Annotated in this window: 23 protein-coding genes, 4 tRNA genes and 1 pseudogene; 11 read left to right on the forward strand and 17 right to left on the reverse strand. The window is 70.1% G+C overall.

What is annotated here, in order from left to right; translation table 11 throughout:
* Positions 1 to 61: 61 nt before the first annotated feature.
* The gene (locus ABD292_RS29505; RefSeq protein ID WP_344212947.1) at positions 62 to 1,711 is read right to left on the reverse strand and encodes a hypothetical protein; all 1,650 of its coding nucleotides are present in this window, start codon (positions 1,709 to 1,711) and stop codon (positions 62 to 64) included.
* Between the two features lie 105 nt (positions 1,712 to 1,816).
* Between ABD292_RS29505 and ABD292_RS29510 the strand changes: the two genes are divergently transcribed.
* Entirely contained in the window at positions 1,817 to 4,450 is a 2,634-nt protein-coding gene (locus ABD292_RS29510; protein ID WP_344212949.1) for a DUF7824 domain-containing protein, read from the forward strand.
* Here ABD292_RS29510 and ABD292_RS29515 read toward each other — a convergent pair.
* The 5 genes from ABD292_RS29515 to ABD292_RS29535 form a co-directional block, all read right to left on the reverse strand.
* A complete protein-coding gene (locus ABD292_RS29515; protein WP_344212951.1) occupies positions 4,438 to 4,782 on the reverse strand; it encodes an ankyrin repeat domain-containing protein in 345 nt (114 codons plus the stop codon). The genes ABD292_RS29510 and ABD292_RS29515 overlap by 13 nt on opposite strands.
* Positions 4,783 to 4,868: 86 nt before the next feature.
* Positions 4,869 to 5,303: a nitroreductase/quinone reductase family protein gene (locus ABD292_RS29520; RefSeq protein WP_344212953.1), complete on the reverse strand. Its 435-nt coding sequence runs from the start codon at positions 5,301 to 5,303 to the stop codon at positions 4,869 to 4,871.
* Between the two features lie 93 nt (positions 5,304 to 5,396).
* Complete coding sequence (locus ABD292_RS29525) at positions 5,397 to 6,002, reverse strand: phosphotransferase-like protein (RefSeq protein WP_344212954.1); 606 nt, start codon at positions 6,000 to 6,002, stop codon at positions 5,397 to 5,399.
* 3 nt (positions 6,003 to 6,005) lie between these two features.
* Entirely contained in the window at positions 6,006 to 6,629 is a 624-nt protein-coding gene (locus ABD292_RS29530; RefSeq protein ID WP_344212956.1) for a maleylpyruvate isomerase N-terminal domain-containing protein, read from the reverse strand.
* Complete coding sequence (locus tag ABD292_RS29535) at positions 6,626 to 7,510, reverse strand: NAD(P)-dependent oxidoreductase (protein WP_344212958.1); 885 nt, start codon at positions 7,508 to 7,510, stop codon at positions 6,626 to 6,628. The genes ABD292_RS29530 and ABD292_RS29535 overlap by 4 nt, the downstream gene beginning before the upstream one ends.
* Positions 7,511 to 7,637: 127 nt before the next feature.
* On the opposite strand from ABD292_RS29535, the gene ABD292_RS29540 reads away from it, so the two are divergent.
* The 6 genes and pseudogenes from ABD292_RS29540 to ABD292_RS29565 all read left to right on the forward strand — a co-directional run bounded on the left by ABD292_RS29540 (position 7,638) and on the right by ABD292_RS29565 (position 15,201).
* Positions 7,638 to 8,642: a GlxA family transcriptional regulator gene (locus ABD292_RS29540; RefSeq protein WP_344212960.1), complete on the forward strand. Its 1,005-nt coding sequence runs from the start codon at positions 7,638 to 7,640 to the stop codon at positions 8,640 to 8,642.
* Between the two features lie 73 nt (positions 8,643 to 8,715).
* Positions 8,716 to 11,730: an AfsR/SARP family transcriptional regulator gene (locus tag ABD292_RS29545; protein ID WP_344212962.1), complete on the forward strand. Its 3,015-nt coding sequence runs from the start codon at positions 8,716 to 8,718 to the stop codon at positions 11,728 to 11,730.
* A gap of 93 nt (positions 11,731 to 11,823) precedes the next feature.
* Entirely contained in the window at positions 11,824 to 13,122 is a 1,299-nt protein-coding gene (locus ABD292_RS29550) for a DUF8189 domain-containing protein (protein ID WP_344212964.1), read from the forward strand.
* Positions 13,123 to 13,202: 80 nt separating this feature from the next.
* Positions 13,203 to 13,844, forward strand: coding sequence for a M15 family metallopeptidase (locus tag ABD292_RS29555; RefSeq protein WP_344212966.1), 642 nt, complete (start codon positions 13,203 to 13,205; stop codon positions 13,842 to 13,844).
* Positions 13,845 to 13,942: 98 nt separating this feature from the next.
* Positions 13,943 to 14,542: pseudogene (locus tag ABD292_RS29560) on the forward strand (MFS transporter); the annotation flags it as partial.
* A 38-nt stretch (positions 14,543 to 14,580) separates the two neighbouring features.
* Positions 14,581 to 15,201, forward strand: a complete 621-nt coding sequence (locus ABD292_RS29565) for an MFS transporter (RefSeq protein WP_344212968.1) — start codon at positions 14,581 to 14,583, stop codon at positions 15,199 to 15,201.
* 201 nt (positions 15,202 to 15,402) lie between these two features.
* Here the strand turns inward: ABD292_RS29565 and ABD292_RS29570 are convergent, their stop codons facing one another.
* From ABD292_RS29570 to ABD292_RS29590, 5 genes are all read right to left on the reverse strand, one after another.
* Entirely contained in the window at positions 15,403 to 15,879 is a 477-nt protein-coding gene (locus ABD292_RS29570) for a hypothetical protein (protein WP_344212970.1), read from the reverse strand.
* A 254-nt stretch (positions 15,880 to 16,133) separates the two neighbouring features.
* A tRNA-Phe gene (locus tag ABD292_RS29575) sits at positions 16,134 to 16,210 on the reverse strand.
* A gap of 5 nt (positions 16,211 to 16,215) precedes the next feature.
* Positions 16,216 to 16,290, reverse strand: a tRNA-Asp gene (locus ABD292_RS29580).
* 101 nt (positions 16,291 to 16,391) lie between these two features.
* Positions 16,392 to 16,464: transfer RNA gene (locus ABD292_RS29585), tRNA-Glu, on the reverse strand.
* A gap of 2 nt (positions 16,465 to 16,466) precedes the next feature.
* Complete coding sequence (locus ABD292_RS29590) at positions 16,467 to 18,026, reverse strand: metallophosphoesterase family protein (protein ID WP_344212972.1); 1,560 nt, start codon at positions 18,024 to 18,026, stop codon at positions 16,467 to 16,469.
* A gap of 33 nt (positions 18,027 to 18,059) precedes the next feature.
* Between ABD292_RS29590 and ABD292_RS29595 the strand changes: the two genes are divergently transcribed.
* Together ABD292_RS29595 and ABD292_RS29600 are read left to right on the forward strand one after the other, a co-directional pair.
* Positions 18,060 to 18,410, forward strand: a complete 351-nt coding sequence (locus ABD292_RS29595; protein WP_371252619.1) for a metallopeptidase family protein — start codon at positions 18,060 to 18,062, stop codon at positions 18,408 to 18,410.
* Between the two features lie 134 nt (positions 18,411 to 18,544).
* A complete protein-coding gene (locus ABD292_RS29600; RefSeq protein ID WP_344212976.1) occupies positions 18,545 to 19,846 on the forward strand; it encodes an MFS transporter in 1,302 nt (433 codons plus the stop codon).
* Here the strand turns inward: ABD292_RS29600 and ABD292_RS29605 are convergent, their stop codons facing one another.
* The gene (locus ABD292_RS29605; protein WP_344212978.1) at positions 19,847 to 20,176 is read right to left on the reverse strand and encodes a PspC domain-containing protein; all 330 of its coding nucleotides are present in this window, start codon (positions 20,174 to 20,176) and stop codon (positions 19,847 to 19,849) included.
* Positions 20,177 to 20,286: 110 nt separating this feature from the next.
* On the opposite strand from ABD292_RS29605, the gene ABD292_RS29610 reads away from it, so the two are divergent.
* Both ABD292_RS29610 and ABD292_RS29615 read left to right on the forward strand, forming a co-directional pair.
* Entirely contained in the window at positions 20,287 to 21,441 is a 1,155-nt protein-coding gene (locus ABD292_RS29610; RefSeq protein ID WP_344212980.1) for an acyl-CoA dehydrogenase family protein, read from the forward strand.
* A gap of 64 nt (positions 21,442 to 21,505) precedes the next feature.
* Positions 21,506 to 21,581, forward strand: a tRNA-Lys gene (locus ABD292_RS29615).
* A gap of 68 nt (positions 21,582 to 21,649) precedes the next feature.
* Here ABD292_RS29615 and ABD292_RS29620 read toward each other — a convergent pair.
* From ABD292_RS29620 to ABD292_RS29640, 5 genes are read right to left on the reverse strand one after another with little or no spacing between them, the layout of a single operon-like run.
* The gene (locus ABD292_RS29620) at positions 21,650 to 22,966 is read right to left on the reverse strand and encodes a tyrosine-type recombinase/integrase (RefSeq protein ID WP_344214061.1); all 1,317 of its coding nucleotides are present in this window, start codon (positions 22,964 to 22,966) and stop codon (positions 21,650 to 21,652) included.
* Positions 22,966 to 23,139 carry a helix-turn-helix domain-containing protein gene (locus ABD292_RS29625; protein WP_344212982.1) on the reverse strand — a complete coding sequence of 58 codons (174 nt, stop codon included), beginning with the start codon at positions 23,137 to 23,139 and terminating at the stop codon, positions 22,966 to 22,968. Before ABD292_RS29625 ends, ABD292_RS29620 begins: the two co-directional genes overlap by 1 nt.
* The gene (locus ABD292_RS29630; protein WP_344212984.1) at positions 23,139 to 24,749 is read right to left on the reverse strand and encodes a replication initiator; all 1,611 of its coding nucleotides are present in this window, start codon (positions 24,747 to 24,749) and stop codon (positions 23,139 to 23,141) included. Before ABD292_RS29630 ends, ABD292_RS29625 begins: the two co-directional genes overlap by 1 nt.
* Positions 24,746 to 24,895, reverse strand: a complete 150-nt coding sequence (locus ABD292_RS29635; RefSeq protein WP_344212986.1) for a hypothetical protein — start codon at positions 24,893 to 24,895, stop codon at positions 24,746 to 24,748. The genes ABD292_RS29630 and ABD292_RS29635 overlap by 4 nt, the downstream gene beginning before the upstream one ends.
* Positions 24,892 to 26,310 (reverse strand): FtsK/SpoIIIE domain-containing protein, encoded by a 1,419-nt coding sequence (locus ABD292_RS29640; protein WP_344212988.1) that lies wholly within the window; start codon positions 26,308 to 26,310, stop codon positions 24,892 to 24,894. Before ABD292_RS29640 ends, ABD292_RS29635 begins: the two co-directional genes overlap by 4 nt.
* Positions 26,311 to 26,388 lie beyond the last annotated feature (78 nt).

The raw sequence follows: 26,388 nt of genomic DNA on the forward strand, positions 1-26,388 counted from the left end.
CACGATCGTGCCGGCACCCTGCTGACCGAAAAATCCACCGAACGGTGGATACCGCGCCCGCTCACCGCCGGGCCGGGTAGACGAGGATGAGGTCCACGCCCTCCCGCGTGTACAGCCGCAGCCGGTAACGACCGGGGCCGCCGCGCGCGAGATCAGGGAAGCGTACCCTGCTCGCCGAGAGCGTCTGCATGACCAGGCGGCCCGATCCGCTGACGATGTCCGCCTCGACCACCTTGTCCCAGCCTCGGCGCCGCAGCGGCGGCGGGGCCGAGCGCAGCGCCTTCGCCGTGACACAGGTCGCCCAGTCCTGGGCGGGCGTGAAGACCAGGGCGAGCTGACCGCTGACCGCCAGGGTCTCGGTCGAATAGGCGTCCCAGATCGTCTCGGCATCCCCCGAGGTGTCCGCCTCCGCGTCGTAGATGCCGTAGGGCTGGCCGTCCCAGTCGTAGTACGACGCCGTCGCCTGGAACCGCGTACGCAGCGCCGGCCACGGATCGCGGCACCGGGCGTCCTCCGCGCGCGCCTCACGTCTCAACTGCTCGCGCCGCCGGCTCCTCTCCTCGGCCCGTTGCCGCTCCACCTGCGCGGACGACAGCAGCAGCTCCGGATGTCTCCGCCCGATCACCTCCGGGCAGAGCAGCGCGAGCAGCGCGGGCCGCGCCCTGACCGGCTCCCCGCCCGCGAACCTGGCGCACGCGGCCTTCCCCTTGCCGATCAGCTCCTGGTCGGAGACCTCCCGGCCGGGCTTGCGCACGCTGCACAGATAGGCCCGGTCGCGCTCGTGGACGGGGACGTCCGCGACCCGCGGCGGCGTCGAGCGCAGCCAGCAGTCCATGCCTCCCTCGCTGCGCCAGGTGTAGGTGAGCCGGGGCGCGTACTCGGGCCCGACGGCCATCAACAGGGCGACGGCGCCCACGGCCGTGACCGCCGTGGGCACGCGCAGCGGCGCCGGCCGCCTCGGCTCCCGGTTGAGCTCGCGGGCCGTACGCGCCAGCCAGACGACGTAGAGGACGTCCATCGCCTCGGCGATCGACTCGATCGTGCTGCCGCGCGTCAGGGCGTCCACGAGTTCCACCAGGAACGGGCTCGCGAACGTCCCCGCCCCGGCGAGCAGCGTCCCCCGGCTCCAGCGCCCGTCGCGCCGCTGCGCGAGCAGAACCATCACCATCATCACTAACGCGGCCACTCCCGCGACCACGACATGCACCGGGATCCTGAGGGTCAGGGGCCGCGGATCGCCGGCGAGGGCGTCCATGCCCGCGCTGACCGGCTCCACCAGCCCGAACAGGAGCAGAGCCAGCCGGAAGAACCGCCCCGAGCCGGTGACCACCACCGTGAGCAGCACGAGCGCGGGCATCCAGAGCGCCAGACCGATGACCGTCTCGACCAGATCCGGCAGGTACGAGGGGATCAGCAGCCACACCACGTTCGCATACAGCAGCACCCGCAACCACCTGGCCGCCCTGCCCATCGGCACGTCCGCGGGCGCGGGCCTGCGCAGGACCTGCCAGAACATCCACGCGTTCACCAGTCCGAGCAGCAGCAACCCGCCCAGCACCGGCAGCAGCGGCGACCCCCCGACGGCCTCGCCGGGCGGATACCACATGGTGACGAGCCACGCGGGCGTCGCGGACCCGACCACCAGACCGAGGACGACCGACCCGAGGGCGATGGCGAAATAGGCAGCAGCCGCCAGACGGTGTAATCGCACACGTGATCGTAGTACGACGGACCGGAGAGGCGCTTTGTCGGTGACGATCAATAGCCTGCGACCCATGATGGGAAACGGATCATCCGTCCTGACCGAGGCGTCGGCGTGAACCCCACAGCGCAGGCGGTGCTCGACCTCATCGAGACCGGCTCCGTCACGGACCTCGTGACGTTCCTGCACGGCCTCGACGACGACAGCAGGCGCGCGGTGGCCCGGAGCCTCCCCGCCCACCTGAGCGAACGCAGGCGCGGCGGGTTCGAGGCCGAACGGCGGATCTGGGAGCTCGCGCCCCTCTACCGCCTGGCCGGGGCGGCCTGCTTCGGCGGGGCGGAGCAGGTGGCGTCCTGGCTCAATCGGCGCGAGCTGACCGGGGTGGAGCCGAAGGCCGACGCCGTGCACGTCATGTCCGTGCTCAGGGACCGCCCGCTGGAGTGGCGCCGCGACCTGGCCGTCCGCCTGGTGCGCCGGTTGCGGCCGGCGCGGTCCGGTTCGACCTGGCGGCGCGCGGAGTCGCTGCGGGCCTGGGACCTGGCCGCGGCGCTGGTGATCGACACGGGTGTGGAGCCGCCGGAGAACGACGCGTTCGTGTCCGGGTGGGTGCTGCGGATGGTCGAGCGGCAGTGGATGAACCAGGGCACCCCGATGCTCGCCGGTGATCCGCTGCTCGGCCACATGCTGCCGCGCCTGTTCGAGGCGGCGGGTGTGGCGGACGGCCTCGACTGGGGCCGGTGGTCGGAGGGCCACCTGACCATCATCGGCGAGCTGGTCGAGCTGGCCCGGACGGGCCGCGTGCCGCGTCAGGTGTTGCTCGACGGCTGCGTGAGCCGGTTCCTGACCGGCGGCGGCGCGGCCGAGGCCGCCACCTTCGTCACGATGTGGCGGGCGCTGCGCCCGGAGGCGGCTGAGATCCCGGTGACCGACTTCGTCCGCGTGCTGCCGTCCGCGTCCTCGCCCGTGGTCCAGCTCGCGCTGGAGGAGCTGCGCCGGTCGGAAGCGCTCGACACTGATCTGTTCGCCGAGGCGGTCCAGGCGCTCACCTGCCGGCCGGAGAAGAAATACGTGGCGGCGGCGGTGAAGTGGATCGCCGACGCGCCCCCGGCCTGGGGCGCCGCCGCGGTGGCCGCGCTGGCGCCCGTGTTCGACCTCGACCCGCCCAGCCTGCGCGAACGCGCGGTCCGCGTCGCGGTCAAGCTCGCCCCGCACACCGCCGAGCCCGGCAGGCAGGCGATCCGCGAGGCGGCCACCCGGCTGCCCGCCGACCTGCGCGAGCGCCTGGCCGTCGCCTTCGGCCCGGTGGACGAGCCCGAGCCCGATCCCGTGGCCGCTCCCCCGCTGACCGCGACCGCGCTCCCCGCCCTGCCCCCGCCCATCGCATCCGTGGCCGAACTGGCCGCCGAGCTAGACAAACCCCTCTGGCCAGAGGATCCAGCGCGGATGGAACGCATCCTCGCCGCCCTGGTCGAGCTGACCCATCGGAACCGCGACGCCGTCGTGCAGGGGCTGCAACCCTGGTGGCAGACAAACTGGCGGCACCCCTTCGAGGCGGCAGCCTACGCCTACGGCATCTCCGGCTTCGACGAGGACGACATCCCCTCGCTGCTGTTGCGCTGCGCGCTGGCCGTCGTGTCCCCCGCGGACAGCCGTAAGCTGACCGCGCTGCTCAACGGCAAGAGCCAGCGATCCGAGCCCGCCCCCTACCGCTTCGTCCAGCAACGTTTCCGCGAGGTCATCTCCCTGTTCGAACGGGTCGGGACGCTTCCCGTGCTGCTGGCCACGCCGACCGCGCCCACCGGACACGTCGACGCCGCCACCCTGGTCACGCGCATGGAGCGACTCGATGGCGCCGAACCGCTCACGTACGACTTCGTCCAGGCGTTACTGCGCCTGCCGCGCGAGCTCGACCCGGATCCGGCCGTACGGGCGGAGAAACTGCCGTCGGAGGCGGGCCGGCGGCTGGCGGCCTGCCTACGTGCCGGCGGCTTGCCCGATCCCGACGTGACCTGGGGACTCGAGTCGTTCGACCGCCCGGCGTCCTACCACCAGTCGCTGCGGGAGGCGCACGCCCGCCTCGCACCGCCTGAGGGCATTCCCGGGCCGCTCGCCGAGCTTTGGACTCTCGCGCCCAAGCCCGGCTATCCCACCTTCTACCGGAACATGACGTGGTGGCCGCCCGTCATGCCCTCGCACCGGGAGGCCCTGGCCGCACACCTCCTCGAATGCCTCCCCTGGAGCCACCAAGTGGAGGCCGTGGCCGCCCTGGCACACAACGACGGCCCTGCGGGCATCGCGACCGCGAGCACGATCGTCATCGAAATGGGGGCGCAGCTCCCCGCCCAGCGGGCGCTGGCCGCCGAGGCGATCCTCACGCTGGCCGCGCACGGCGAGCTTCCCGCGGCCGACCTCGGCCGCGCCGTGGGTCACATGGTGCGCGGCGAACAGGTCAAACTCTTCCGGATCACCGCCGTCCTCGACGAGGTCACGGCGGCCGGGGCACACGCCCACGTGTGGACGGCCCTGGCTGAGGCGGTGCCACTGCTGCTGCCCGCCCCCGGCGAGAAGGCCAGACCAGGGCTGGGCGACCTGCTCAAGGTCGCCGTACGGGCGGCGGCGCTCACCGGGGCACGCGGCGAGTTGCCGGGGCTGGCGGAGCTGGCGGCCCGCAAGGGCTCCAGCCTGCTGCTCCACGAGGCGCGCCGCCTCCACAAGACGCTCTCCGCCGGAGCCGCCTACTCGGGATGATCCCGCAGCCATGCCTCGATCAACCGGCTCGCCAACCAGTGACGGTTGACGAAGGCGAAGTGCTCCGCCGACACCCCTGTGCCGCCGCCTGATCGCCGTCGCGGATCGGCTCCGTTCGCGAGAAGGAGCGCCGTCATGTCGACATGGAGCGGATCGCCTGTCTGCGCGTGGCCGTCCACTTCCACATCGATGGCGTGATGCAGAAGAGTCAACCCGTAGTGCTCCTCATGGACGTCCGCGCCTTCGTCCAGGAGCGCCTGAAGCTTCTCGGCGTCCTCCATCTCAACAGCGAGATGCGCGGGACTCATGCCATGGTCGAACCGATCCTTCATGACGACATCCACTGGCAGCCCACTACCTCTCATAGTGATAGCGACAGGCAGCGATCATAGTCGCGTCATCGTCGAGTCGAGTCTCCCTAGTTGATGCGGAAGACGGGAAAGCCCGGAGCGACCGCCTGCACCTGCTCATCGGACGCCTTCGCGCCGACCCCCTCGAAGAACCGGCCGACCTCCCAGCCCCAGCGCTTCAGGTACGCCCGGAGAACGGCCGGCTTCTCGTCGTCGGGCAGTTCGGTGGCGGTGAACGTCTCGACGCGGCGGCCCACGTGCAGCTCGCCGTTCCCGGCGACCCGCAGGTTGCGGACCCACTGGGTGACGCCTCGGGGTGCGACCAGGTAGCGGGCGCCGTTCAGGGTCAGCAGGTTGACCGGCGTCGTACGCCATTCGCCGCTGGAGCGGCCACGGACGTAGAGGATCCGGGAACCCATGAGGCTGATCCCGAGCCGGGTCAGCCCGGCGACCATGCGGTTGAACAGGTGGTCCATGCGGGTGGGCTCGATGTAGCGGGACATCGCCGGCTCCTCAGGCAGAGAGTTCCGAGAGCACTGCTCTCGCTTAAGGACAAGCATGCCGGGAGAACCGCTCACAGTCAAGAGCAGTGCTCTCTAATTGGTCCGCCAATCTCCCCCGGAACGGCCACGCACACGCAACTGTTCGAAGGCGGAGACCACCGGCGGGTTCGCCAGAGCGGCACTGATCAGCTCGGCGACCTCCGCCGGCCCTTGGACGGAGGTGTCCGCCTCCAGGTCGTAACAGCCATGCGCGTGGACCGGCTCATCGAGAGGCGGCGCCGACGTCATCCTGCCGGTTCGCCCCCGCTCACGCCGTTCCACCTCCTCCAGGGGACATCGAATCCCAACGAACAGCACCGGAATCCCCTCGAACAGAGCGAGGTAATGGTCCAACATCTGCGGCGTGATCACCGCCTCCGAGATCACGTCATGGCCGAGCAGCGTGAGACTGCGCAGCAGGTGCAGGTAGCCATCGAGCACTCTGCGGAAAAGCACTCCTCCGTGGTCCCGCAGCCAGTGTCGACCCTGGTAGCCGCCGCGCAACTCGTCCAGCGAACAGTGGAAGAACGGCTCGGCCAGCTCCTCCTGCAAGGCTTTCGCCACGGTCGTCTTCCCTGAGCTCGGGGTTCCGTTGAGCAGGACCAGTCGCCCGACTCGCTCGGGGACGGGACCGAGAAGGCTGCCCGGGTGAAGGTCCATGACTCACGGTAGGGCGGCAGCGGCCACGTGATCCACTGGATTGAGCACGGTCCCGTCCCACTGCCATTCCCCGCGTCGGGACCGCCCGGGCAGCTCGATGCGGCCCGTGCACCACAGCAGGGTGTCGGTCGGGCCGTGCCCTGACGGCGCGTCGGGGAAGAGGCGGGCGAGGACCGCGCTGCTGAGGTCGCCGGGCGGAGCCCAGGGAAGGCCGAGGGCACGGGTGAGGTCGTACGTGTGGACGATGAGCTCGGTGATTCCCATGGCCGCGAATCCGGCGGCGTCGGAGTGGCCCCACGGGTGCCAGGCCCGTACGTGGGGAGCCGCGCCGCGGACGGTGGAGGTGAGGAGGGAAGCGGCGATGCCGAGCCCGTCCAGGCAGCCGGAGATCGGGGCCTCGGGGTCGAGCGAGGCGAAAAGCGTGACGTAGCGGTCGTCGGGCTGGGCGATGAGCAGGCCGGCGTAGCCGACCAGTCCGAGGGCCAGGTGGTCGAGGGTCTGGCGACAGGTCCAGTCGAGGCCCTGGGCGGGGCGTGACCAGTCCTGGTCGGCTCCCTTGCGGAGCACGCCCAGGCAGTCGTGGGCGGCGGCCGTCAGCAGGTCCGCCCATGGCGTGGCGGCGGTCATCGGCCGTCCGCCGGTTCCCGCAGGACCTCGATCAGGCTCGCGTAGCTGTCGGAGCCGTGGCCCGCGGCCTTGGCGCGTTCCATGAGCGACTTCAGGAGCTCGGGCAGGGCGTTGTCGACGCGCCGGGCCTGCGCGGCGTGGAGGAGGTGGTCGATGGCCGCGATCTGCACGTCGACGGTGGCGTCGTCGCCGGGGTAGCGTCCGGCGTCCACCTGGGGCGCGTAGGCGCTGAGGAAGCCGGCCACGGCGGTCAGCCAGCGGATCGCGACGGGAGTGAAGACCGCGGCCGGTGTCTTCTCCGCGCCGACCACCGCGGCGCCGTGCAGCCAACCGGTCATCGTGGACCACATCAGGCCGAGCAGGGCGGCATCGTACAGAGAGGCGAGACCGGGGTCGGCGCCCAGGTGCAGGGGGTCGCCCAGAGCCGCCAGGGTCGAGCGGTGCGCCTCGAAGACCAGGTCAGGACCGCTGTAGAGGAACATCATCTCGGGGCTGCCGACACCGGGCGGCGTCGTCATGATCGCGCCGTCGAGATAGTCGGCGCCGTAGGAGCCGGCCCAGGCGGCGAACTCGTGCGCCTGCTCGGGGGAGCCGGAGGTGAGGTTGACCAGCACCCTGCCCGAGAGCGACCCGGCGACGGGTTCGAGCACGGCGCGCAGCGCCTCGTAGTCCAGTACGCAGGCCACGATGAGCCGGCTCGCCTCGATCGCCTCCCGGGGCGTCGCAGCCAGGCGGGCGCCCCGGTCGACCAGCGGCCGGGCCTTGTGCGCGGAACGGTTCCACACCGTGGTCGGGTGCCCGTGCTCCAGCAGCGCACCGGCCAGGGCCGAGCCCATCAGGCCCAGCCCGACGACGGTGACGGATCGGCGGTCGGTGTTCATGCCACAACTCCTTGTACGTCCGCAGGTGAAGGTTGATCAGTCGCAGGCAACCCTCGCAGCACGCGCCGTCCGGGAACAGTGACACTGATGACGATCACCACCAAATTCCTGCCATACCCTTCGAGGCATGAGCGCAGGATCCGTGGCCGTGGTCGTGTCCGAGGGGATCGGGGTCCCCTCATGGGACCTGTACGAGCTGAGCATCCCCTGCACCGTCTTCGGCAAGCCGCAGTCCGACCTGGCCGACCCCTGGTACGACCTGCGCCTGTGCGGCACCGGGGAACCGCCGGCCGACTCCGGGCTGCTGCTGCGGACCCCGTACGGACTCGACGACCTGGTCGGCGCCGGCACGGTCATCGTGCCCTCGGTGCCGGACTCCTGCGTCGAGGAGGGCAAGCCGCTGCCGCAGGCGCTGATCACGGCCCTGCGCCGGGCCTACGAGGGGGGCGCCCGCATGGTCTCCCTGTGCACCGGCGCCTTCGCGCTCGCCGAAGCGGGGCTGCTCGACGGCCGCCCCGCGACGGCCCACTGGATGCACACCGCCCTGCTGGCCGAGCGCTACCCGAAGGTGCGGGTGGACGACTCGGTGCTCTACGTGGACGACGGTGACGTGCTCACCAGCGCCGGCCTGACCGCGGGCCTCGACCTCTGCCTCCACCTGGTACGACGCGACCTCGGCGCGCACGTCGCCAACCAGCTGGCCCGCCGGATGGTGGTGCCCGCCCACCGGCCCGGCGGCCAGGCGCAGTTCATCGACATGTCGGTGCCCGCCGCCGGCGACGAGGGGCTGGCTCCCGTACTGGACTGGGCCCGGACCCGGCTGGACCAGCCGCTGACGGTGGACGACCTGGCGCGGAGGGCCGCGATGAGCCCGCGCACGTTCTACCGGCGGCTCCAGGCGGCCACCGGGACGACCCCTCTGCAGTGGCTGCTCGACCAGCGCCTGGGACGAGCCCGGATCCTCCTGGAATCGACCGACCTCCCGATCGAGAAGATCGGGGAGCTCAGCGGGCTGGGCACGGCCAACAACCTCCGCCGTCACTTCCTCAGGCACCTCGGCATCTCGCCGAGCGACTACCGGCGCGCCTTCCCCCGTACGACGCCCGGGTCAGATCCGGCCTTGCCTAGGTAACCGGATCTTGTCATGCTTTGCCGTGAGATCCTGCGCACCCCTCCTCACCCTCCCTCGTGCACCTGGAGTCGCGATGCAGTTCCGACTGCTTGGGCCGGTCGAGGTGACGGCCGGTGGGGCGGCGGTCCCGCTGGGAGGGGTCAAGCCGCAGACGCTGCTGGCCGCGCTGCTGCTGGAACGCGGGCACATCGTCCCGATGCCCCGCCTGATCGACATCATCTGGCCGGACGATCCGCCGGAGACCGCCAGGGCGGCGATCCAGACGTACATCAAGACGTTGCGGCAGGCGCTGGCCCGCTCCGGCATGCCGGAGGTGATCGTCACGCGCGCGCCCGGCTACCTGGCCCAGATTCCGGCCGGATCGCTCGACATGGACGTGTTCGAACGGCTGCTGGCCGACGCGCGAGCGGCGTCCACGCCGCAGGAGACCTCCGACCTGCTCGGCGCCGCGCTGGCGTTGTGGCGCGGGCCCGTACTGGCCGGGCTGGGCGACTCGCTGCTGTCGGGAGAGGCGGCCCGGCTGGAGCAGCTGCGGCTGACCGCCGTCGAGGAGCGCATGGCCGCCGATCTGGCGCTCGGCCGGCACGGCCAGGTGGTGGCCGAGCTGGCCGGACTGGTCGGACGCCATCCGACGAACGAGCGGCTGCGCGGGCAGTACATGACCGCCCTGTGCCGGCTCGGCCGCCAGTCCGACGCGCTGGCCGCGTTCCGTGAAGGCCGCGAGGTGCTGGTCGAGAGCCTCGGCGTGGACCCGGGGCCGGAGCTGACCGCCCTGCACCACGCGATCCTGCGCGGTGACCCGGCCCTGCTCGCGCCGCCGTCGGGTGCGACGGCCGGGGCCGTCGTACCGGCTCAGCTGCCGCTGGCGCCGGCCGACTTCACCGGCCGCGCGCCGGAGAGCTCCGCCCTGGTCACGGCGCTCACGTCCGGGCCCTCCCGGGCCATCCAGGTCATCGGCGGGCGCGCCGGCAGCGGCAAGTCCGCCCTGGCCGTCCATGTGGCCTACCAGGTCGCGTCGACGTTCCCCGACGGGCAGTTGTACGCCGAGCTGCGCGGGATGAGCGATGCGCCCGCCGACGCGGGTGAGGTGCTGGGGCGCTTCCTCAAGGCGCTCGGGGTGGAGCCGGCCGCCCTCCCGCCCGGCACCGCGGAGCGGGCCGAGCTGTACCGCAGCCTGCTGGCCGGACGCCGGGTGCTGGTGCTGCTGGACGACGCCGCCACCGAGCAGCAGGTACGCCCGCTGCTGCCGGGCGGTCCCGGTGCCGCCGTGCTGATCACCTCACGTAACCGGCTCGGCGGGCTGGCCGGCGTCCACCGTACCGACCTCGACGTCCTCGACCCCGCCGAGGCGATCGAGCTGCTGGGCCGGATCGCGGGAGCCGAGCGCACCGCGGCCGAGGAGACCGCGGCCCGCGAGATCGTCGAGCTCTGCGGCCGGTTACCGCTGGCGATCCGGATCGCGGGGGCCCGGCTGGCCACCCGCCGGCAGTGGCCGCTGCGGCTGCTGGCCGATCGGCTCACCGACGAACGGCGCCGGCTGGACGAGCTGGCCATCGCGGACCTGGAGGTCCGAGCCGGCTTCGAGCTCAGCTACCGAGGGCTCGACAGGGGCGCGCGCCGGGCGCTGCGGCGGCTGGGCCATCTGGGCGTTCCCGAGTTCTCGCCCTGGGTCGTAGCGTGGCTGTGCGACCTCGGCGGCACGGCCGCGGAGGTCACGGTGGAACGACTGGTCGACGCGCAGGTGGTGGACTTCAGCCGGGTCGACGAGCTGGGCACGCTCAGGTACCGCTTGCACGACCTGGTAAGCATCTACGCCCGCGAGCGGGCCGAGGTGGAGGAGTCGGCCGAGGCGCTGGCGTCGGCGGTGGAACGGGTGCTCGGCGGCTGGCTGGCGCTGGCCGACCGGGTGGCGGCGACCGCTCCGTCCGACGAGATCGGCTGGCTGCGCTCCCCCGTGGACGCCTTCCCGGTGTCCCGTGAGCTGGTCAAGCAGGTGCTCGGGGCCCCGCACGACTGGTTCGACATCGAACAACCCGCGCTGGTGGTCGGCCTGGAACGAGCCGCCGCCCTGGGCCTGCACCGGCTGGTCTGCAAGTTCGCCTCGGCCCGGCTGGGTCCGTCGTTGTTCGGCGTCAACAGGTTCGTGTCCAGGGAGCGGATCAACCAGGCCGCGCTGGCCGCCGCGCGGGACGCGGGCGACCGGCACGACGAGGCCACCATGCTGGCCGAGCTGGGACATCTGCGCTACCTGCAGGACCGGTTCCCCGAGGCGCGCCAGCTCCTGGGCGAGGCACTCGGCGCCTTCCGCGAGCTCGGCGACCCGCGCGGCCAGGCCGTCGCCCTGGCGGGGCTGGGCGTGACCTGCCGGGAGGCGGGCCGCCTGATCGACGCGCTGTACTTCCTGGACCAGGCCGGCACCCTGCTCGCGGGCCTCGGCCTCGGCCAGGACGTGGGGAACGTGTACCTGCGGCGGCTGGCCGCCTCCGTACGGCTGGAGCTCGGCGACTACCCCGCCGCCTGGTCGGGCCTCGAGGAGTCCCTGGCCGCCTACCGTCGCGTCGGCAGCCGCCGCGGCGAGGGCGTGACGCTGCGCACCATGAGCCTGTTCCACCGCGCCACCGGCGAGTACGGCCAGGCCATCGAGACCGCCGAGGCCGCGCGGGCCATTTTCGCCCAGCTCGGGGACAAGCTGATGGAGGCGTATGCGGTGCGCGCCTGGGCCAAAGCCCGGTTCCGGCTGGGCCGGACCCGGCAGGTCCTGGCCCCGCTGGAGGGCGCGCTTGCGACCTGCCAGGCGATGGGCGACCGCTGGGGGCTGGCGCTGACTCTGCGTACCCTGGGCGAGCTCCACCTGGCCGACGGCCACCTGCGGGACGCCGCCGCCTGCCTGACCGCCTCGATCGAGGTGTGGGAGGCCATGGAGGCGCCGCTCTGGCGCGCCCGCACCGAACGCGACCTGGCCCTGCTGCACGAGGCCCGCGGCGAGCCCGAGACCGCCGCGACGATCCGGGCCCGCGCGTTGACCGTCTTCCGCGACCACGGCGCCCGCGAACACGCCGAACTCGTCAATCACGAGGCCGCGCGCTGAAAGCCCGCCTCCACGGAGTTTCAGCGGTTTTTCAGCGCGCCGTTCGAACCTTCCGGTGCAAGGACGAAAACATTCCTCACCCGGAAGGTAATCATGACATTCAACCGCCTGATCTCCGGCACCCTGAGCACGATGATCGCGGCCGCGCTCGGCTTCACGGCTGCCGTGGTCACCACGGTCACGACGGCGGGGCCGGCCCAGGCCGCCTCCACCCCCGGCGGCCAGATCACCCGCTCCGAGGTGCTGGCCCGGGCCCAGAACTGGGTCGACCGCAACGTCCGATACAACCTGACCCGGGCCTCGAACACCCTCACCACGGATGTCGAAGGGGACAACAGATACGGCCCGGACTGCTCCGGGCTGGTGTCCATGGCATGGCACATCACCGCGAACTCCGGCAAGGGCGGAAACAGCACGGACGACTTCGAGAGTTGGTCCGGAAAGCGATATCTGGCCAGTTTGCATGATTTGCTGCCAGGGGACGCGATTCTCAAATCCGGCCACATAGAACTGTTCGCCAGATGGAAGAATCCGGCCGACCACAGCCAGGGCGCGTGGACGTACTCGCTGAACGGCGGAGCGGACCCCGACGGCGACGGCTGGCAGGACGACTGGGCCAAGGGCCCGACCGCCAACTCCCACGGCCGGGTGGGCGACGAGAGCTGGGCGAGCATGCAGAACTACCGCCCGATCCGCTACAACAACATCGTCGACGACTCCGCCTCGTCGGACGGTTTCGACCGGCAGGGCCCCTCCAGTGCGATGGACGCCTCCGGGGCGCTGCACATCTTCGCCCGCGGCACCGACGGCTCGCTCAAGCACTGGTACTGGAACAACGGCTGGCAGTACGACGTCCCCGGCACCGGCATCAACGGCTCCCCCACCGTCACCGTCGACCCGGCCGGCATGGTCCACGTCTTCGCCCGCGGCACCGACGCCTCGCTCAAGCACTGGTACTACTCCAACGGCTGGAAGTACGACGTCCTAGGCACCGGCATCACCGGCACCCCCACCGTCAGCGCCGACGCCAGCGGCGCCCTCCAGCTCTTCGCCCGCGGCACCGACGGCGCACTCAAGCACTGGTACTGGAACAACGGCTGGCAGTACGACGTCCCCGGCACCGGCATCAGCAACTCGCCCACCGTCACCGTCGACCCCGCCGGCATGGTCCACGTCTTCGCCACCGGCAACGACGCCTCACTCAAGCACTGGTACTACTCCAACGGCTGGAAGTACGACGTCCTAGGCACCGGCATCACCGGCACCCCCACCATCACCGCCGACGCCAGCGGCGCCCTCCAGCTCTTCGCCCGCGGCACCGACAGCTCACTCAAGCACTGGTACTGGAACAACGGCTGGCAGTACGACGTCCCCGGCACCGGCATCGCCTGACCCGACCATGACCACAGACGGGCCGCCCGGACCCTCACCGGGCGGCCCGTCACGCCATCCAGACCCGGTAAGGACACGACATGATCCTGCTCTCCGACCCCGCGATCAGCCGGATGCCGCTGGAAGAGTCCGGCGAAGCACTCCTCGACCTCCGTACCGTCCAGGCCCTGCGCCTCGACCCGCGCCTGGCCGACGCGGACGGCTTCTACGCCCGGCTTCGCCTCGGCGTCGTGGATCGCCTGGTCACCGCGCAGACCCTGCTGCAGCCCGGGTTGCGCTTCCTGATCGTCGAGGGCTTCCGCCCGGTGGACCTGCAGACCAGGTACTTCGACGCCCACGTCGACCGGCTCCGGATCGCCTATCCGGGTCACGACGACAAGTGGTACCACCAGCGGGCCAGCCGCTACATCTCCCCACCGGAGGTCGCCCCGCACGTGGCCGGCGCCGCCGTCGACCTGACCCTGTGCGGACCGGACGGCGCGGAGCTGTGGCTCGGGACGGAGGTCAACGACACCGACACCGACACCTGCCACACCGCCAGCACGGCGATCTCCCCCGAGGCCCGCGAACACCGCCGCACCCTCGGCGACGTGCTGACCAGAGTCGGACTGGTCAACTACCCCAGCGAGTGGTGGCACTGGTCCTACGGCGACCGCTACTGGGCCCACATCACCGGAGCCTCAGCCGCCCGCTACGGCCCGGTGACGCCGGACCTCCTCTGACCTTCCAGGGACCGGGGAGACGCATCAGCTCGGCCGCCGCGGCCCGCGTGCCATGTGTCGGGCCACTCCCGCTCCCGGCGCATGGCACAATCTCGCGGATGTCGAAAACGGTATCGCTGTGGCGTCATCGGGATTTCCTGCTCTTATGGAGCGGCCAGACAACCAGCTCCCTCGGCAACGAGATCTCCTATCTGGCCTTACCGCTGGTCGCCGGGCTCATGCTGAACGCCTCACCGTTTGACCTCGGTCTGCTGACCGCCGCGCGCCGCCTGCCCGTGCTGTTCGCCTCGCTGCCCGCCGGAGCGCTGAGCGACCGGTGGCGCAAACGTCCCGTGATGATCACTACGTTCCTGGTCTCCGGTTGCGCGATGGCGACGATCCCGCTGGCCGCCGCCGCGGGCTCGCTCACTCTGTGGCAGTTGTACGGCGTCGCCCTGGTGGTCGCGACCTGCGAGGTGTTCTTCACCCCCGCTTACCAGACCTACCCCCTCACCCTGCTCGGTCCGGACAACCTGATGGAGGGCAACGCCAAGCTCACCAGCACGATCACGGTCGCGGGCATGGCGGGCCAGCCGGTCGGCGGCGTGCTGATCTCCCTGTTCGGCCCGGCCAAGGCGGTGCTCGCCGACGCGCTCTCCTACCTGGCGGCCGCGCTCACGCTCACGCTGATCCGCGCCCCGGAGCCCATGCCGGAGAAGGGAAGGCCCCCAAGCTGCGCACCCAGATCGCCGAGGGCTTGCGTTATGTCACCCGCCACCGCGTCATTGGCCCACTCGTTCTCTACATGGCCACGGTCAGCTTCTGCCTGGCCGGCTTCGCAGCACTTGAGGTCAACTACGTGGTACGCGAGCTCGGCTGGTCCAGCATGGCCACGGGCTTGGTCCTCGGGCTGAGCATGGCGGGCGGCCTGGCGGCAGGCTTGATCGCGAAACCACTCACCGACCGCTACGGCATGCCACGCGTGCTGCTTGGAGCCGCCACCGCCTATCCGCTGTCCACCGCAACGATCGGCCTGGTCGACCCGGGTCTGGCCGGGCAGCTCATCGTCGGCTTCTCCTGGACGATGATGATCATCATCACGCTCATCTTCCAGAGCACCCAGCGCAGCCTCCGTCAGCTCCTGACCCCCCAGGACATGCAGGGCCGCCTGGCGGCCACCTCCCGCTGGCTCACCTGGGCGGCCACCCCGATCGGCGCGCTCCTCGCCGGAGCCCTGGGAACCGGCATCGGCATGCGCGCCACGCTCCTGGTGTTCTCGGCCGGGATGTTGATCGGTCCGATCGTGATGTGGCTCTCGCCACTGCGCGCGTCCCGGCACGAGATCGAGCAGGACGTCAAGATGGCGACGACGAGCTGACCGTCTTGGTGGCCGACGTCGCCGTCCGGGCTGCCGTCGGCACTCAGCGAGGCACTGCCTGCGCGCGGACGCCTCACCGTGGTCCACGCCCGCGGCCGGGCGGATGTGGCACGCCGAACACCCCGACCGCTCGCCGTGGTCTACCTGCACATCATCGGCCCGCCCGGACGCGTCGAGACCTCGGTTCGTCGCGTCGAAACCTCATACTGACTGCGCTACGGTGCCGACGGCGGTCCCCACGAGTCCCACCGCGCCGATCACTGCAGCGTTGACCAGGTGGAAGGCCCGAAGTCTCAGGACCATCCCCACCATGGTGATGAAGATCAGGCCGATGGAGAGGTCGGGGAGCGCTGCCAGGGCGCCCTGCGTTCCCCGGACTCCGGCCCGGGCGCCCCCATTGATGATCTGGGCGGGATAGACATGGCCGGGATCGGCCCACGAGAAGGCGCGGACCGCCGCCTTCTCGCCCGTGGCGTCGTACACGAAGCTCCCCGTGCAAACCTGCCTGCTGCGCCTGCTGGAGCCCCCGTCGTGGCACTCCAGGACGGTCAGGGTTCCGGGAGCGCCGGTGAGGCCGGTCGCCAACCCGATGTCGACCACTGCGGGAACGGTGGCCGTCAGGGTCCATCCCACCGCCGCCGCCGTCGCGGCGATGGCCAGGACGACCCTGGTGAACATGGACTCCTCCGAGGCGTTACGCCCCGACTTCCCACGCGGAGTTCCGCGCCGACTGGAGGAACGCATGCGCAAGGGGTGGCGACCATTCGTACGGGAAGGCATGGTGTCAGCGTGGAGCAGCGTGTTTGCGACTCGCTTGGAGACCACTGGCCGGTGATCGGATCGGTCGGCTCGCCCCGGGGCGCTCCGGCCGGAGGAGAGACAGAAAAGCCCCGAAGCGATAATCGCTACGGGGCATTCTTGCTGCTCAAAAATGGTGGTCAGGGGCAGGGTCGAACTGCCGACCTTCCGCTTTTCAGGCGGACGCTCGTACCAACTGAGCTACCTGACCCAGAGCGGTCCTGACGGGACTTGAACCCGCGACCTCCACCTTGACAGGGTGGCGAGCACTCCAAACTGCTCTACAGGACCTTGCTTGCCTTTCGGCGTTTCTTGCTGTTTGCGCTCGCTTAGCTTACCAGCTCTTCGGTGGTCTTAGACCGGCCGTTTTGCTCGTGCGCTAGGCGCTCGCGTGCCCCCAACGGGATTCGAACCCGTGCCGCCGCCTTGAAAGGGCGGTGTCCTAGGCCGCTAGACGATGGGGGCCGTTAGGTTTCCCTGTCGCCTTCCGTCGGAGACCTCTGAAGCATAGGGGACGATGGCCCCTGATGCCAAAGTGGCGGTCCGGCGTCGGGTGACGCGGAGCCGGTGACCGATCCCGTTGGCGACGGGGCGTTCGTGGGCTCCGGGGAAATCATACGTTGTGGGTCGGGCTCCACGTGACGCTGGATGTACACCGACTGCTCCCCCAGCCCGCCGAGCGTGACGTCGTCCCAGGCCCGGAGGCGGCGGGTCTCCTTGTCGAAGTACAGGACGGACGCCTGGACGGGGGTGGGCTGGGCGTGTTCGAGTGCGCGGAGGCCGGCGCCGCCGGTGGAGCCCTGCGTCAGCATGCGCGTGCCGGTGGGGAGCATCGTGGTGCGGCGTTCGTGGGTGTGGCCGGCGAGGATCATGGGGGCGGCACCCGAGAAGCCCTCGCCGATGACCGGGTCGTGTACGGCGATCAGGTCCGCCTTGCCGACCTTGCCCAGGTGCGCGCGGCCGAACTGCTTGAGCGCGTCCGGGTCGGAGTCAACGCTGACCGACTTGTCCGGGGTGAAGCGGGGGTCGCCGAGGCCGTAGATGGTCAGGCCGGCGACCTTGCGCGCCTGGTCGTCGAGGACGATCGCGTTCTTCTGCCGTTCGACGGCCTTCTGGGTGGTCATGGAGTCGTGGTTGCCCCTGACGTACACGTACGGGACGCCGAGCCGGCCGACCTCGTCCACGAACTTGTTCTCGGCCTTGGTGCCGTGGTCGGAGATGTCCCCGGTGTCCACGATCAGGTCGACCTTGAACTGGTCCTTGAGCGAGCGGATGACGTTCCAGGCGATGGGGTTGATGTGGATGTCGGAGACGTGCAGCACCCGGATGGATTTGGGGTCGGCGTCGTACAGCGGGAGGGTCGAGACCGTGTCGTAGAGCTTCGAGACGTTCGTGACGAGTTTGGTGAGCTGCGACCGGTACGACTCGAACCGCGTCACGATCGACTCCGCGCTGCCCACCAGCGACGGCGCGGCGGCGACCAGCCCCGAGTAGCGCGGCTCCACGAGCGAGTTGGGGCGGAAGGTCACGACGGCGAGCACCCCCGTGCCCGCGAGGGCCACGGAGGCCGCCAGAAGGCCCGTGAGGGCCACGCGCGGGCGCCTGAAGACCAGCAGGGACGCCGCCAGCGCCCCCGCGCCCGCGCAGAGCAGCGAGCGGACGGCGAGGGCCCGTACGCCGTCCAGGAGGTCCTCCTCGATCACCTGGGGCAGCCGCTCGGCGAGGCGCGGGTCCTCGATGAAGGCCTTGGCACGTTCCTGGTCGATGTTCTCCAGCGTGATGCGCAGGCGCAGGGGGGCGTCGTGGGTGCGGAACGTGAGCGTCCCCAGGGGGCTCGCGTCCACCACGGTCTCCCCGTGCCAGGCCGGCCGGAGCGACATCGCGGTCTCGACGGGGCCGACCTCGGCGCGTACGGAGCCGCTGAGGAAGATGCCCAGCCACGCCCCGACCGCGGCCACGGCGAGGACGCCGGCCACGCGGGCGGCTCGTGAGCGGATGACGACGTTTGTGATGTGAACGAACTTCATGCCGTTTCTTGCTTAGCTGACAGGCGGGGCAGAATGGCAAGGGTGATCGAGGTGTCGCGGGAGAAGTTCGAGGAGCTCGTGGCCGAGGCTTTGGACATGATCCCCGGCGAGCTCGCGGCCGCGATGAGCAACGTCGTCGTGGTCGTCGTCGATGATCCGCCGGAGCCCCACCTGCTCGGCCTGTACACCGGTGTCCCCCTCACCGAACGTGGCGACTGGTACTCAGGTGTCTTGCCCGACCAGATCGAGATCTACCGCAACCCGATATGTGAGATTTGCCAGACGGAAGAAGACGTCGTCGACGAAGTACGCATCACCGTCGTCCACGAGATCGGTCACCACTTCGGCATCTCCGACGAACGGCTGCACGAGCTGGGTTGGTAACCCTTTGCTTTTGGTTGGCTTCTTTGGGTTGCGGCTTGCCATGATGATCGGGCACCTTAGGTGACGTAGCGAGCACGCAAAGCGAGCTTCGAGAGCGCATCGAGAGTCAGGCACAGCGGAGTCCAATGGGGGCCATGCGGGCGCGGCGGCCGCCAGGACGTCATCGACGGGGCGAGGCCGGCACGGAAGGACAACGAGCCACCTACCGGGAAGTCATCGCCATCAGGGAGTTCCGGGCCCTGTGGTACGCCCAGGGCCTCTCGCTCCTCGGCGACCAGCTCGCGCAGGTGGCGCTCGCCGTGCTGGTCTATCACCGCACCCAGTCGGCGCTGGCCACGGCCGCGGTCTACGCCCTCACCTACCTGCCCTCGATCGTCGGCGGGCCGCTGCTGGCCGGGCTGGCCGACCGGTTCGCCCGCCGCGGGGTGATGCTGGCCTGCGACCTCATCCGGTTCGCGCTGGTGGCGGCCATGGCGCTGCCGTTCATGCCGTTCTGGGCGCTGTGCGCGCTGGTGTTCCTGGTCGTGCTGCTGAGCGCGCCGTTCTCGGCGGCGCGGGCGGCGCTGCTGCCCGAGGTGCTCGACGGCGACACGTACGTCATCGGCTCCGCCCTCCAGAACATGACCAACCAGGCGGTCCAGATGCTCGGCTTCGCCGTGGGCGGAGCGCTGATCGCCACCATGGGGCCCTACCGGGCGCTCGCTCTCGACGCCGCGACGTTCCTCGGCTCGGCGCTGATCCTGGCCTCCGGCGTACGCCGCCGCCCGGCCCCGTGCGCCGACGACGGCCCCAAACCGTCCATGTGGACGATGACCAGGGCCGGCGCGCGGCTCGTCTTCGGTACGCGAGACCTGCGCACGCTCGTGCTGTTCGCCTGGCTGTGCGGCTTCTACGTGCTGCCCGAGGGCATCGCGGCGCCCTACGCGACCCGGCTGGCCGTGGACGGCCCGCTGCCGGCGCCCGTCATCACCGGGCTGCTGATGGCCGCCATGCCGACCGGCACGGTGATCGGCGCGTTCCTGTTCAGCAGGTTCGTCACGCCCGCGCGGCGGTTGCGGCTCATGGGATGGCTGGCGCTGCTGAGCTGCGCGCCCCTGATCGTGACCGCGCTGCGTCCCCCGCTCGTCGTCGTGCTGGCGGCGTGGGTCCTGTCGGGGATCGGCGGCGCCTACCAGCTCGCGGCCAATGCCGCCTTCGTCCAGGCCGTGCCCGCCGAACGTCGCGCCCAGGCGTTCGGGATCGTGCACTCCGGGCTCATGGCCGTACAGGGAGCGGGGATTCTCGTCGGCGGGTACGCGGCGGAGAGACTCGGTCCCGAGCCGGTGGTCGCGCTGTCCGGCGTCGCCGGGGTGATCTGCGCGGCCGTACTGGCCCTGCTGTGGACCGAGTCCCGGGGCGACCGGGCCGCCCGCCTGTCCGCCGAGGCCCCCGCCTGATCACTGCTGCGGCGGCTTGTGCTCGCCGGTCCAGTCGGTCGTGCCGCGGTTGCGGCTCTGCTGCTTGTCGATGATGTTCTGCAGGACGGAGGTGTCGCTCTTCTCGTCCGGGATGAGGAGCCAGCCGATCGCGTAGACGCCGACGCCGAGGCCGCCGAACAGCGTCACGACCGCCAGGGCGATCCTGATGAGGTTGGGGTCGATGCCCACGTACTCGCCGATGCCGGAGCAGACGCCGGCGACGATCCTGCCCCGGTCCGTCCTGTGGAGCTTCTTGACGTGAGTGCTCTGGGTCTGGGGTTCGCTGCCGTAGTCGTGGTATTCGCTCATGTCTCAAGACTGCCCGTGGGGGTGGTGTTAGCACATCAGGTTTGTCCCTGGTAGAACCCTGGTAGCCCCCTATGCCCGTATGAGGCCACACCGAGGAAGGGACGACCGCCATGGACGACCTGCTCCGGCTCGACGAGCGGCTCGACGCCGACCAGCGGCTCATCCGCGACACGGTCAGGTCGTTCGTCGCCGACCGGGTGCTGCCGCACGTGGGCGACTGGTTCGAGGAGGCCACCTTCCCCGCGCGCGAGCTCGCGCCCGAGCTCGGCGCGCTCGGGCTGCTCGGCATGCACCTGCAGGGGTACGGCTGCGCCGGCACCGACGCCGTCTCCTACGGCGTGGCCTGCCGGGAGCTGGAGGCGGGCGACTCGGGGCTGCGTTCGTTCGTGTCCGTCCAGGGATCGCTGGCGATGTTCCCCATCTGGCGGTACGGCTCCGACGAGCAGAAAGAGGAGTGGCTGCCCCGGATGTCCGCCGGTGAGGCGATCGGCTGCTTCGGGCTCACCGAGCCGGACCACGGGTCCGATCCGGCCAACATGCGGACATATGCCAAGAAGGACGGCTCGGACTGGATACTCAACGGCTCCAAGATGTGGATCACCAACGGGTCCATCGCCGACGTGGCGGTCGTCTGGGCGCAGACGGACGAGGGCGTACGCGGCTTCGTCGTCCCGACCTCCACGCCCGGCTTCTCCGCCCCTGAGATCCACAGGAAGATGTCCCTGAGGGCGTCCGTCACCTCGTCCCTGTACTTCGACGACCTGCGCCTGCCCGCCTCCGCCGCCCTGCCCGGCGTCACCGGGCTCAAGGGGCCGCTGTCGTGCCTGTCCGAGGCCCGCTTCGGCATCGTGTGGGGCGTCGTCGGCGCCGCCCGCGCCTGCCTGGAGTCCGCCGTCGAGTACGCGAAGACGCGCGTCCAGTTCGACAAGCCGATCGGGGCGTTCCAGCTCACCCAGGAGAAACTCGCCTGGATGTACGTCGGCCTCGCCCAGGCCCAGCTCACCGCCCTCCACCTCGGCCGGCTCAAGGACGCCGGCACCCTGGAGCCCCGGCAGATCAGCTTCGGCAAGCTGGCGAACGTACGGGCCGCCCTCGACATCGCCCGCCAGGCCCGCTCGATCCTGGGCGGCAACGGGATCACGCTGGAGTACCCTGTGATCAGGCACATGAACAACCTGGAGAGTGTGCTGACGTACGAGGGTACGCAGGAGATCCACACGCTGGTGCTCGGTGAGGCGCTCACCGGCCTGGCCGCCTACCGGTGACGGTTTGACCGGTGCTGTGGGCGTCGCGGGCGGGGCGGTAGTCTCTGTACCCTTGCTGTTGCTAGGGGCGTTAGCTCAATTGGCAGAGCTGCGGACTTTTAATCCGTAGGTTCCGGGTTCGAGCCCCGGGCGCCCTACCACAATGACCTGGGCGGACTCCCCGATCTCCATGATCCGGAAGCCCGCCCAGTTGCATTTCCAGTTGCAGTCAGCCCCAGAGAGCCCGGCCCATGCGAGCTGCTGCTTCGGTTGAGAGCGTCGCTGTGATGTGGGTGTAGCGCTTGGTCGTGGTCAATTGTGAGTGACCAAGGATTTCCTGTACGACGCTGATGTCCACACCTTGTTCGATGAGGAGAGTCGCGGCGGTGTGCCGGGCGTCGTGGACTCGGGCGTCCTTCTCGACTTCGGCCAGGCTGAGGAGTTCTTTCCATTCGTCCCAGTCCTGGCCGGCGTCTATGGGGCGTCCGTCTGTGTGGCACCAGACGAGGTCATAGTCCTGCCACCGCTCCCCCGCGGATTCCCGTTCGGCCTGCTGGGCTTGCTGGTGGAGTTTGAGTAGCGGGATCAGCGGGGGCGGGATCTTGATGGTTCGCTTGCTCTTGCCCTTCGGCTTCACGAAGGTCCAGCCGCCGACGCGTTCGGGGCAGGAGGGCGCGTGCTTGGTGCATTCCGGTGCGCAGTAGCTCTGTCCTGGCTTGTTGCACACGTGCTTGCGGCCCGAAGTGCGCTTGGCCTTGGAGCAGTCCTTCGGGCACGGGTAGCGGTGGAGTCGTTCGCCACAGGTGTGGGGGTCCTTGCAGCCGTGGCGGTAGCGCTGGTGCTTGATCTGCCAGAAGACGCGGATGACGCCTCGCTTGAGGTCCACGTACTTCCAGCGCAGCCCGAGCGCTTCACATTTCCGAAGGCCCAGCGCGAGCGCCACGGACCAGCGGGTACCGTTCCTCCGGCTGTTGGCCACGTCGAGGACATCTCGGGCTTCGTCGGCGTCGAGAGGTTCGATCTCCACGTCCTCGGTGGTAGGCGCGTCGATCAGAGTGCAGACGTTGCGGGCGACCTTCTCACGCCGTACTGCGATCTTCAAAGCGCGGGAGAGGATCCGGTGAATCTGCACGATGGTGTTCTGGACGAGGCCCTGCTGTGCGAGATAGGCGTAAAAGGCGTCCAGGTGCTCAGGGCGCAGCCGGTCGAGGCGGTGAGCACCAAGGCGCGGGATGATCCAGTGTTCGGCCTTGGGCCGGTAGGTGCTCTCCAAGGTACGGTCGCTGACCTTGAGAGGCGCGATCTCGTCGAGGTAGGTGCGCATCCACTCGGCGACTGTGGGCGCGAGCCCCGGCTTGTCGGACTTACCGGAGTCGCGCCTTCGCTCCAGCTCGCGGACCTTCTTGGTCACCTCGGTCTCACTGTCGCCGACGCGGTGGCGGCGGTCAGGTGTGCCGTCGTCCTTGACCCCCATGGTGACGTAGCCGTGCCACTTGCCGTCCTTGCCGAGAAAGATCGAGGAACGGCCGTTGGGCTTGCGCGCCATCACGCCGCCTCCAACTCTCGCGCGAAGTCCAGTAGGGCGGCGGCAGGGATCAGGCGGTAGCCGTCGCGCTTGATGGATCGGAGTTCGCCGGTCTTGATGAGCCTGAAGATCGCCGTGCGGCTCATCCCCAGGACCGTCGCCGCGTCGTTTGGCCGGTAGAAGAGTCTTTCCATCAGGCCGCCCTCCCTTCAGTTGCCGAAAGATCTTGACCGTCCGCCCTGGCCTGGAGTTCGGCCATGTGAGCGCGCCAGCGTTGCCGTTCGCGGACGGATCGCAGGAGCCGGACGGCGAGGGGAGCCACGTTGGCGTCTCCGGCCGGGATCGGCTTCCAGACGTAGCGGTGTGGGTCGGTGGGCTGGTCGTTCTGACCGAGGGCTTCCAGGACCCAGGTGCGGCGGTCCTGCTTGTGCTCGGCGAGGGTCTTGTTGGACCACTTGCGGGAGACCAGGACGCGACGGCCTGCGTAGCCGAGGTGTTCGGGCTTGTGGGCCTTGGAGCGGCAGCGGCCCGGAGCCATCCCGGCTTTGGCGTTCTTGGGCTGGATGCCGTAGCGGAGCCAGTTCGGGCAGGCCGGGGAGCAGGGTTCGTAGCGCAGGGCATCGACGAAGCGGGCCGCGTGCTCCTGCTGGGCCTGGCTGTCCAGCCCGTCGCCGAGGCTCTTGGTCAGGTACTTGGACAGGTAGCGGATGCACTGGTCGGCGTCCTTGGTGCCCGCGAGCACGCCTTTGACGTCCACCTGGTCGCCGAAGCGGATCACGTGGAGGGGTTCGGCGTCCTCGTCGGCGTCCAGGTCGTCGAGGGCTTCGTCCCAGGTGGGCAGGACCTCTCCGGTGTCGGGGTCGAGGTAGCCGGCCCCGTCCTGCCAGGTGGGCAGGTGCTCGCCCTCGAAGGCCACGCGATCAACGGATGGCCACCACACCTGGTGGTAGGTGGCTGCCGCGATCTGCTTGATCTCCGCTCGTGGGAGCGTTCCACGGATGGCCATGTGCAGGTGCGGGGCAAGGCGCTTCTGCGGCTCCACGGTCGCGAAATACTGCACATCGAAGCCTGCGACTCGGCGCAGGTTCTGCACGAACCGATCGACGAGCTTGGAGAAGTGCAGCGCGTCACGGGCCGCCCGCGTGTAGTCGTAGATGTCGGGATCGACCGGTACGCCGTCGCGGACCTTGCCGTAGGAGGGCAGGGTGAGCGTGACGAACAGCGAAGGCCGGTAGGTTTTGCCGTCCGGAGCCTGAAAGGTGCGGCCCAGCGTGGTGCGGGCCGTCTTGCGCTTGGGCAGGTCCGGCGCGTCCTGCCGTCGCCGGGTGGAGCGGGAACGCTTGGCGCTCGTACGGCCGAGCACGTTGCCGCGCATGCCCGCCGTGTTGATCTCCTCGTCCAGGCCCTCGATGAGGGCGTCCAGCTCCGTGGTGTCGTCGCCGGCCTCTTCGGCGGCGTCGCGCTTGGCCTGGATGTCGGCGCGGAACTCCACGAGCCAGCGCTGTTCCTCGTTCGGCTCGTCCGGCGTGATGGCGGGTTCCTCTTCCAGGTGCCAGCCCTCGCGGCACTGGGCCTTGCGGAGTTGCTTGTTGCGCTTGGCACATGGCGGGCACTTGCTGTCCATCGGCGAGCCGCACGGGACGTCGATGACCTCCCACTGGCCGGTGTGGGTGTCGAGGCGCTTGAGCGGGACGGGCCGGATGCACACGCCGTGAAGCTTGGCGACCTCTTCGACGACCTCACGGGCCAGCGGCATGGCCAGCCGGACGGCGCGAGGCAGGGCGCGGTCGTGCGCATGGGTCATGGGGACCTCCCTTCGTCGGTGTCGGCGGGGATGAGCGCGGTCTGGCCGCACGCGGAGCACTCCGCCAGGGCGCGGACCGGGTCGAGCCAGAGGGAGTTGAGCGTGCCGCAGGAGGCGCAGCGCAGCTCGTCGAGAAGGTGCCTCATGCGGCCTCCTCGAACTGGGCGACCATGGCGCGGATGTCGGCGTCGGAGACGTAGGCGGCGCGGACCCGGATCGGTTCTGGTGAGGTCTCCAGGCGCATGTACGCGACACCGGCCCCTTGCTCGGGGATGGGTGAGATGTGATCGGCCAGGGCTCCCCGGTCGCGTGCGCCCTCCCCGAGGACCATGTCCACCTGTTCCGACTCGTCGAGGCGGAGAGCGATCTTGTCGGGGAACAGGTTGCGGATGTTCATGACCTCCTTGCGGGGGTCCTGGAGGGCGGCCATGACGCCGACACCGACCGAGCGGCCTTGGGTGGCGAGTGTGGCCAGCGCGGCGGAGATGCGCTGCCGGAGTTGCTTGTCTGGCTGGTAGGCGGTCAGGAACGCCACCTCGTCGACGAGCACCAGGACGAACGGGTCCTCGATGGTCGGGACGTGGGAGCGCTGAAGGCCGGCGAAGCGAGCGGCCCGCTTCTGCATGACGGAAACGGCCTCGTCAAGCAGGTCGGCGCAGTCGGCCGGATCGGCGGCGTAGCGGCCTCGGAACAACTCCCGCCCGAAGGACAGCTCCATGAGCTTCGGATCGAGCGCCCAGACCTCGGCCAGGCCCGCCCGCATCGCGGGGAGCAAGCCGCGGATGGTGTCCCACAGGAAGGAGCCTTTGCCTGCCCCGGTTGCGCCCGCGATCAGGACGTGCGTGCCGTGGACCTTGAGCCGGAGCGGTCGGCCGTCCTCTTGCTTGCCGATCTCGACCGGTCCCACGGTCGGCTCCAACGGAACGGGTAGCGCGGGGATCGGCGTGGCCAAGGGGTCGCGGCGCGGGAAGATGAGCAGCAGTCTGCCGCCCTTGATCAGCGCCACGCGGCAGGAAGTGGCGCCGAAGCCGTGGGCGAGGTTGTCGATGCGGTCGGACCAGTCCTTGACCGCCTGGCCGCGCAGCATCCGCACGGTGATCCGGTCGGCCCAGCCGTCGCACTGGACGCGTATCAGCCGGGGCAGGTAGACGCGCCCGTTGATGCGCTTGCCGAGGCCGGAGACGTCCATGACGGACTGCCAGTGACGGCGGTAGACCGACATGAGCCGCCACCACGCGAGCAGTCGCCAGCCGACGAGGCGGGCGAAGGATTGCCGGTCGATGGACGCCCAGGCCGCCAGGCTGAGCACGGTCGTGCCCAGCAGGGAGGCGGCGAGCGGCCAGCCGTACTGATACCAGGCGAACCCGAGGGCAGCGGGCACGCTGACGGCTACCGGATGCCGCCAGAACGTCCGGACCAGGGCGACGAGGAACCGGTAGAGGTAGATGACCAGGGTGACGATGGCGGGCGTGCGGACGACGGTCGGCCGGAAGACGACGGCCGTGTCCGGGGTGGTGGAGACGAGGTTGCGCGCCTCGTCTCCGGGAAGCCGCTTGAACATTAGGCTGGAAACCTCTCGTGATTCGCGTCAGGGGAGATGAGGGGCCGCCGGAAGGACCAGTTCCAGCGGCCCCGCTTT

This window comes from Nonomuraea bangladeshensis (assembly GCF_039529455.1).
GTDB lineage: Bacteria > Actinomycetota > Actinomycetes > Streptosporangiales > Streptosporangiaceae > Nonomuraea > Nonomuraea bangladeshensis.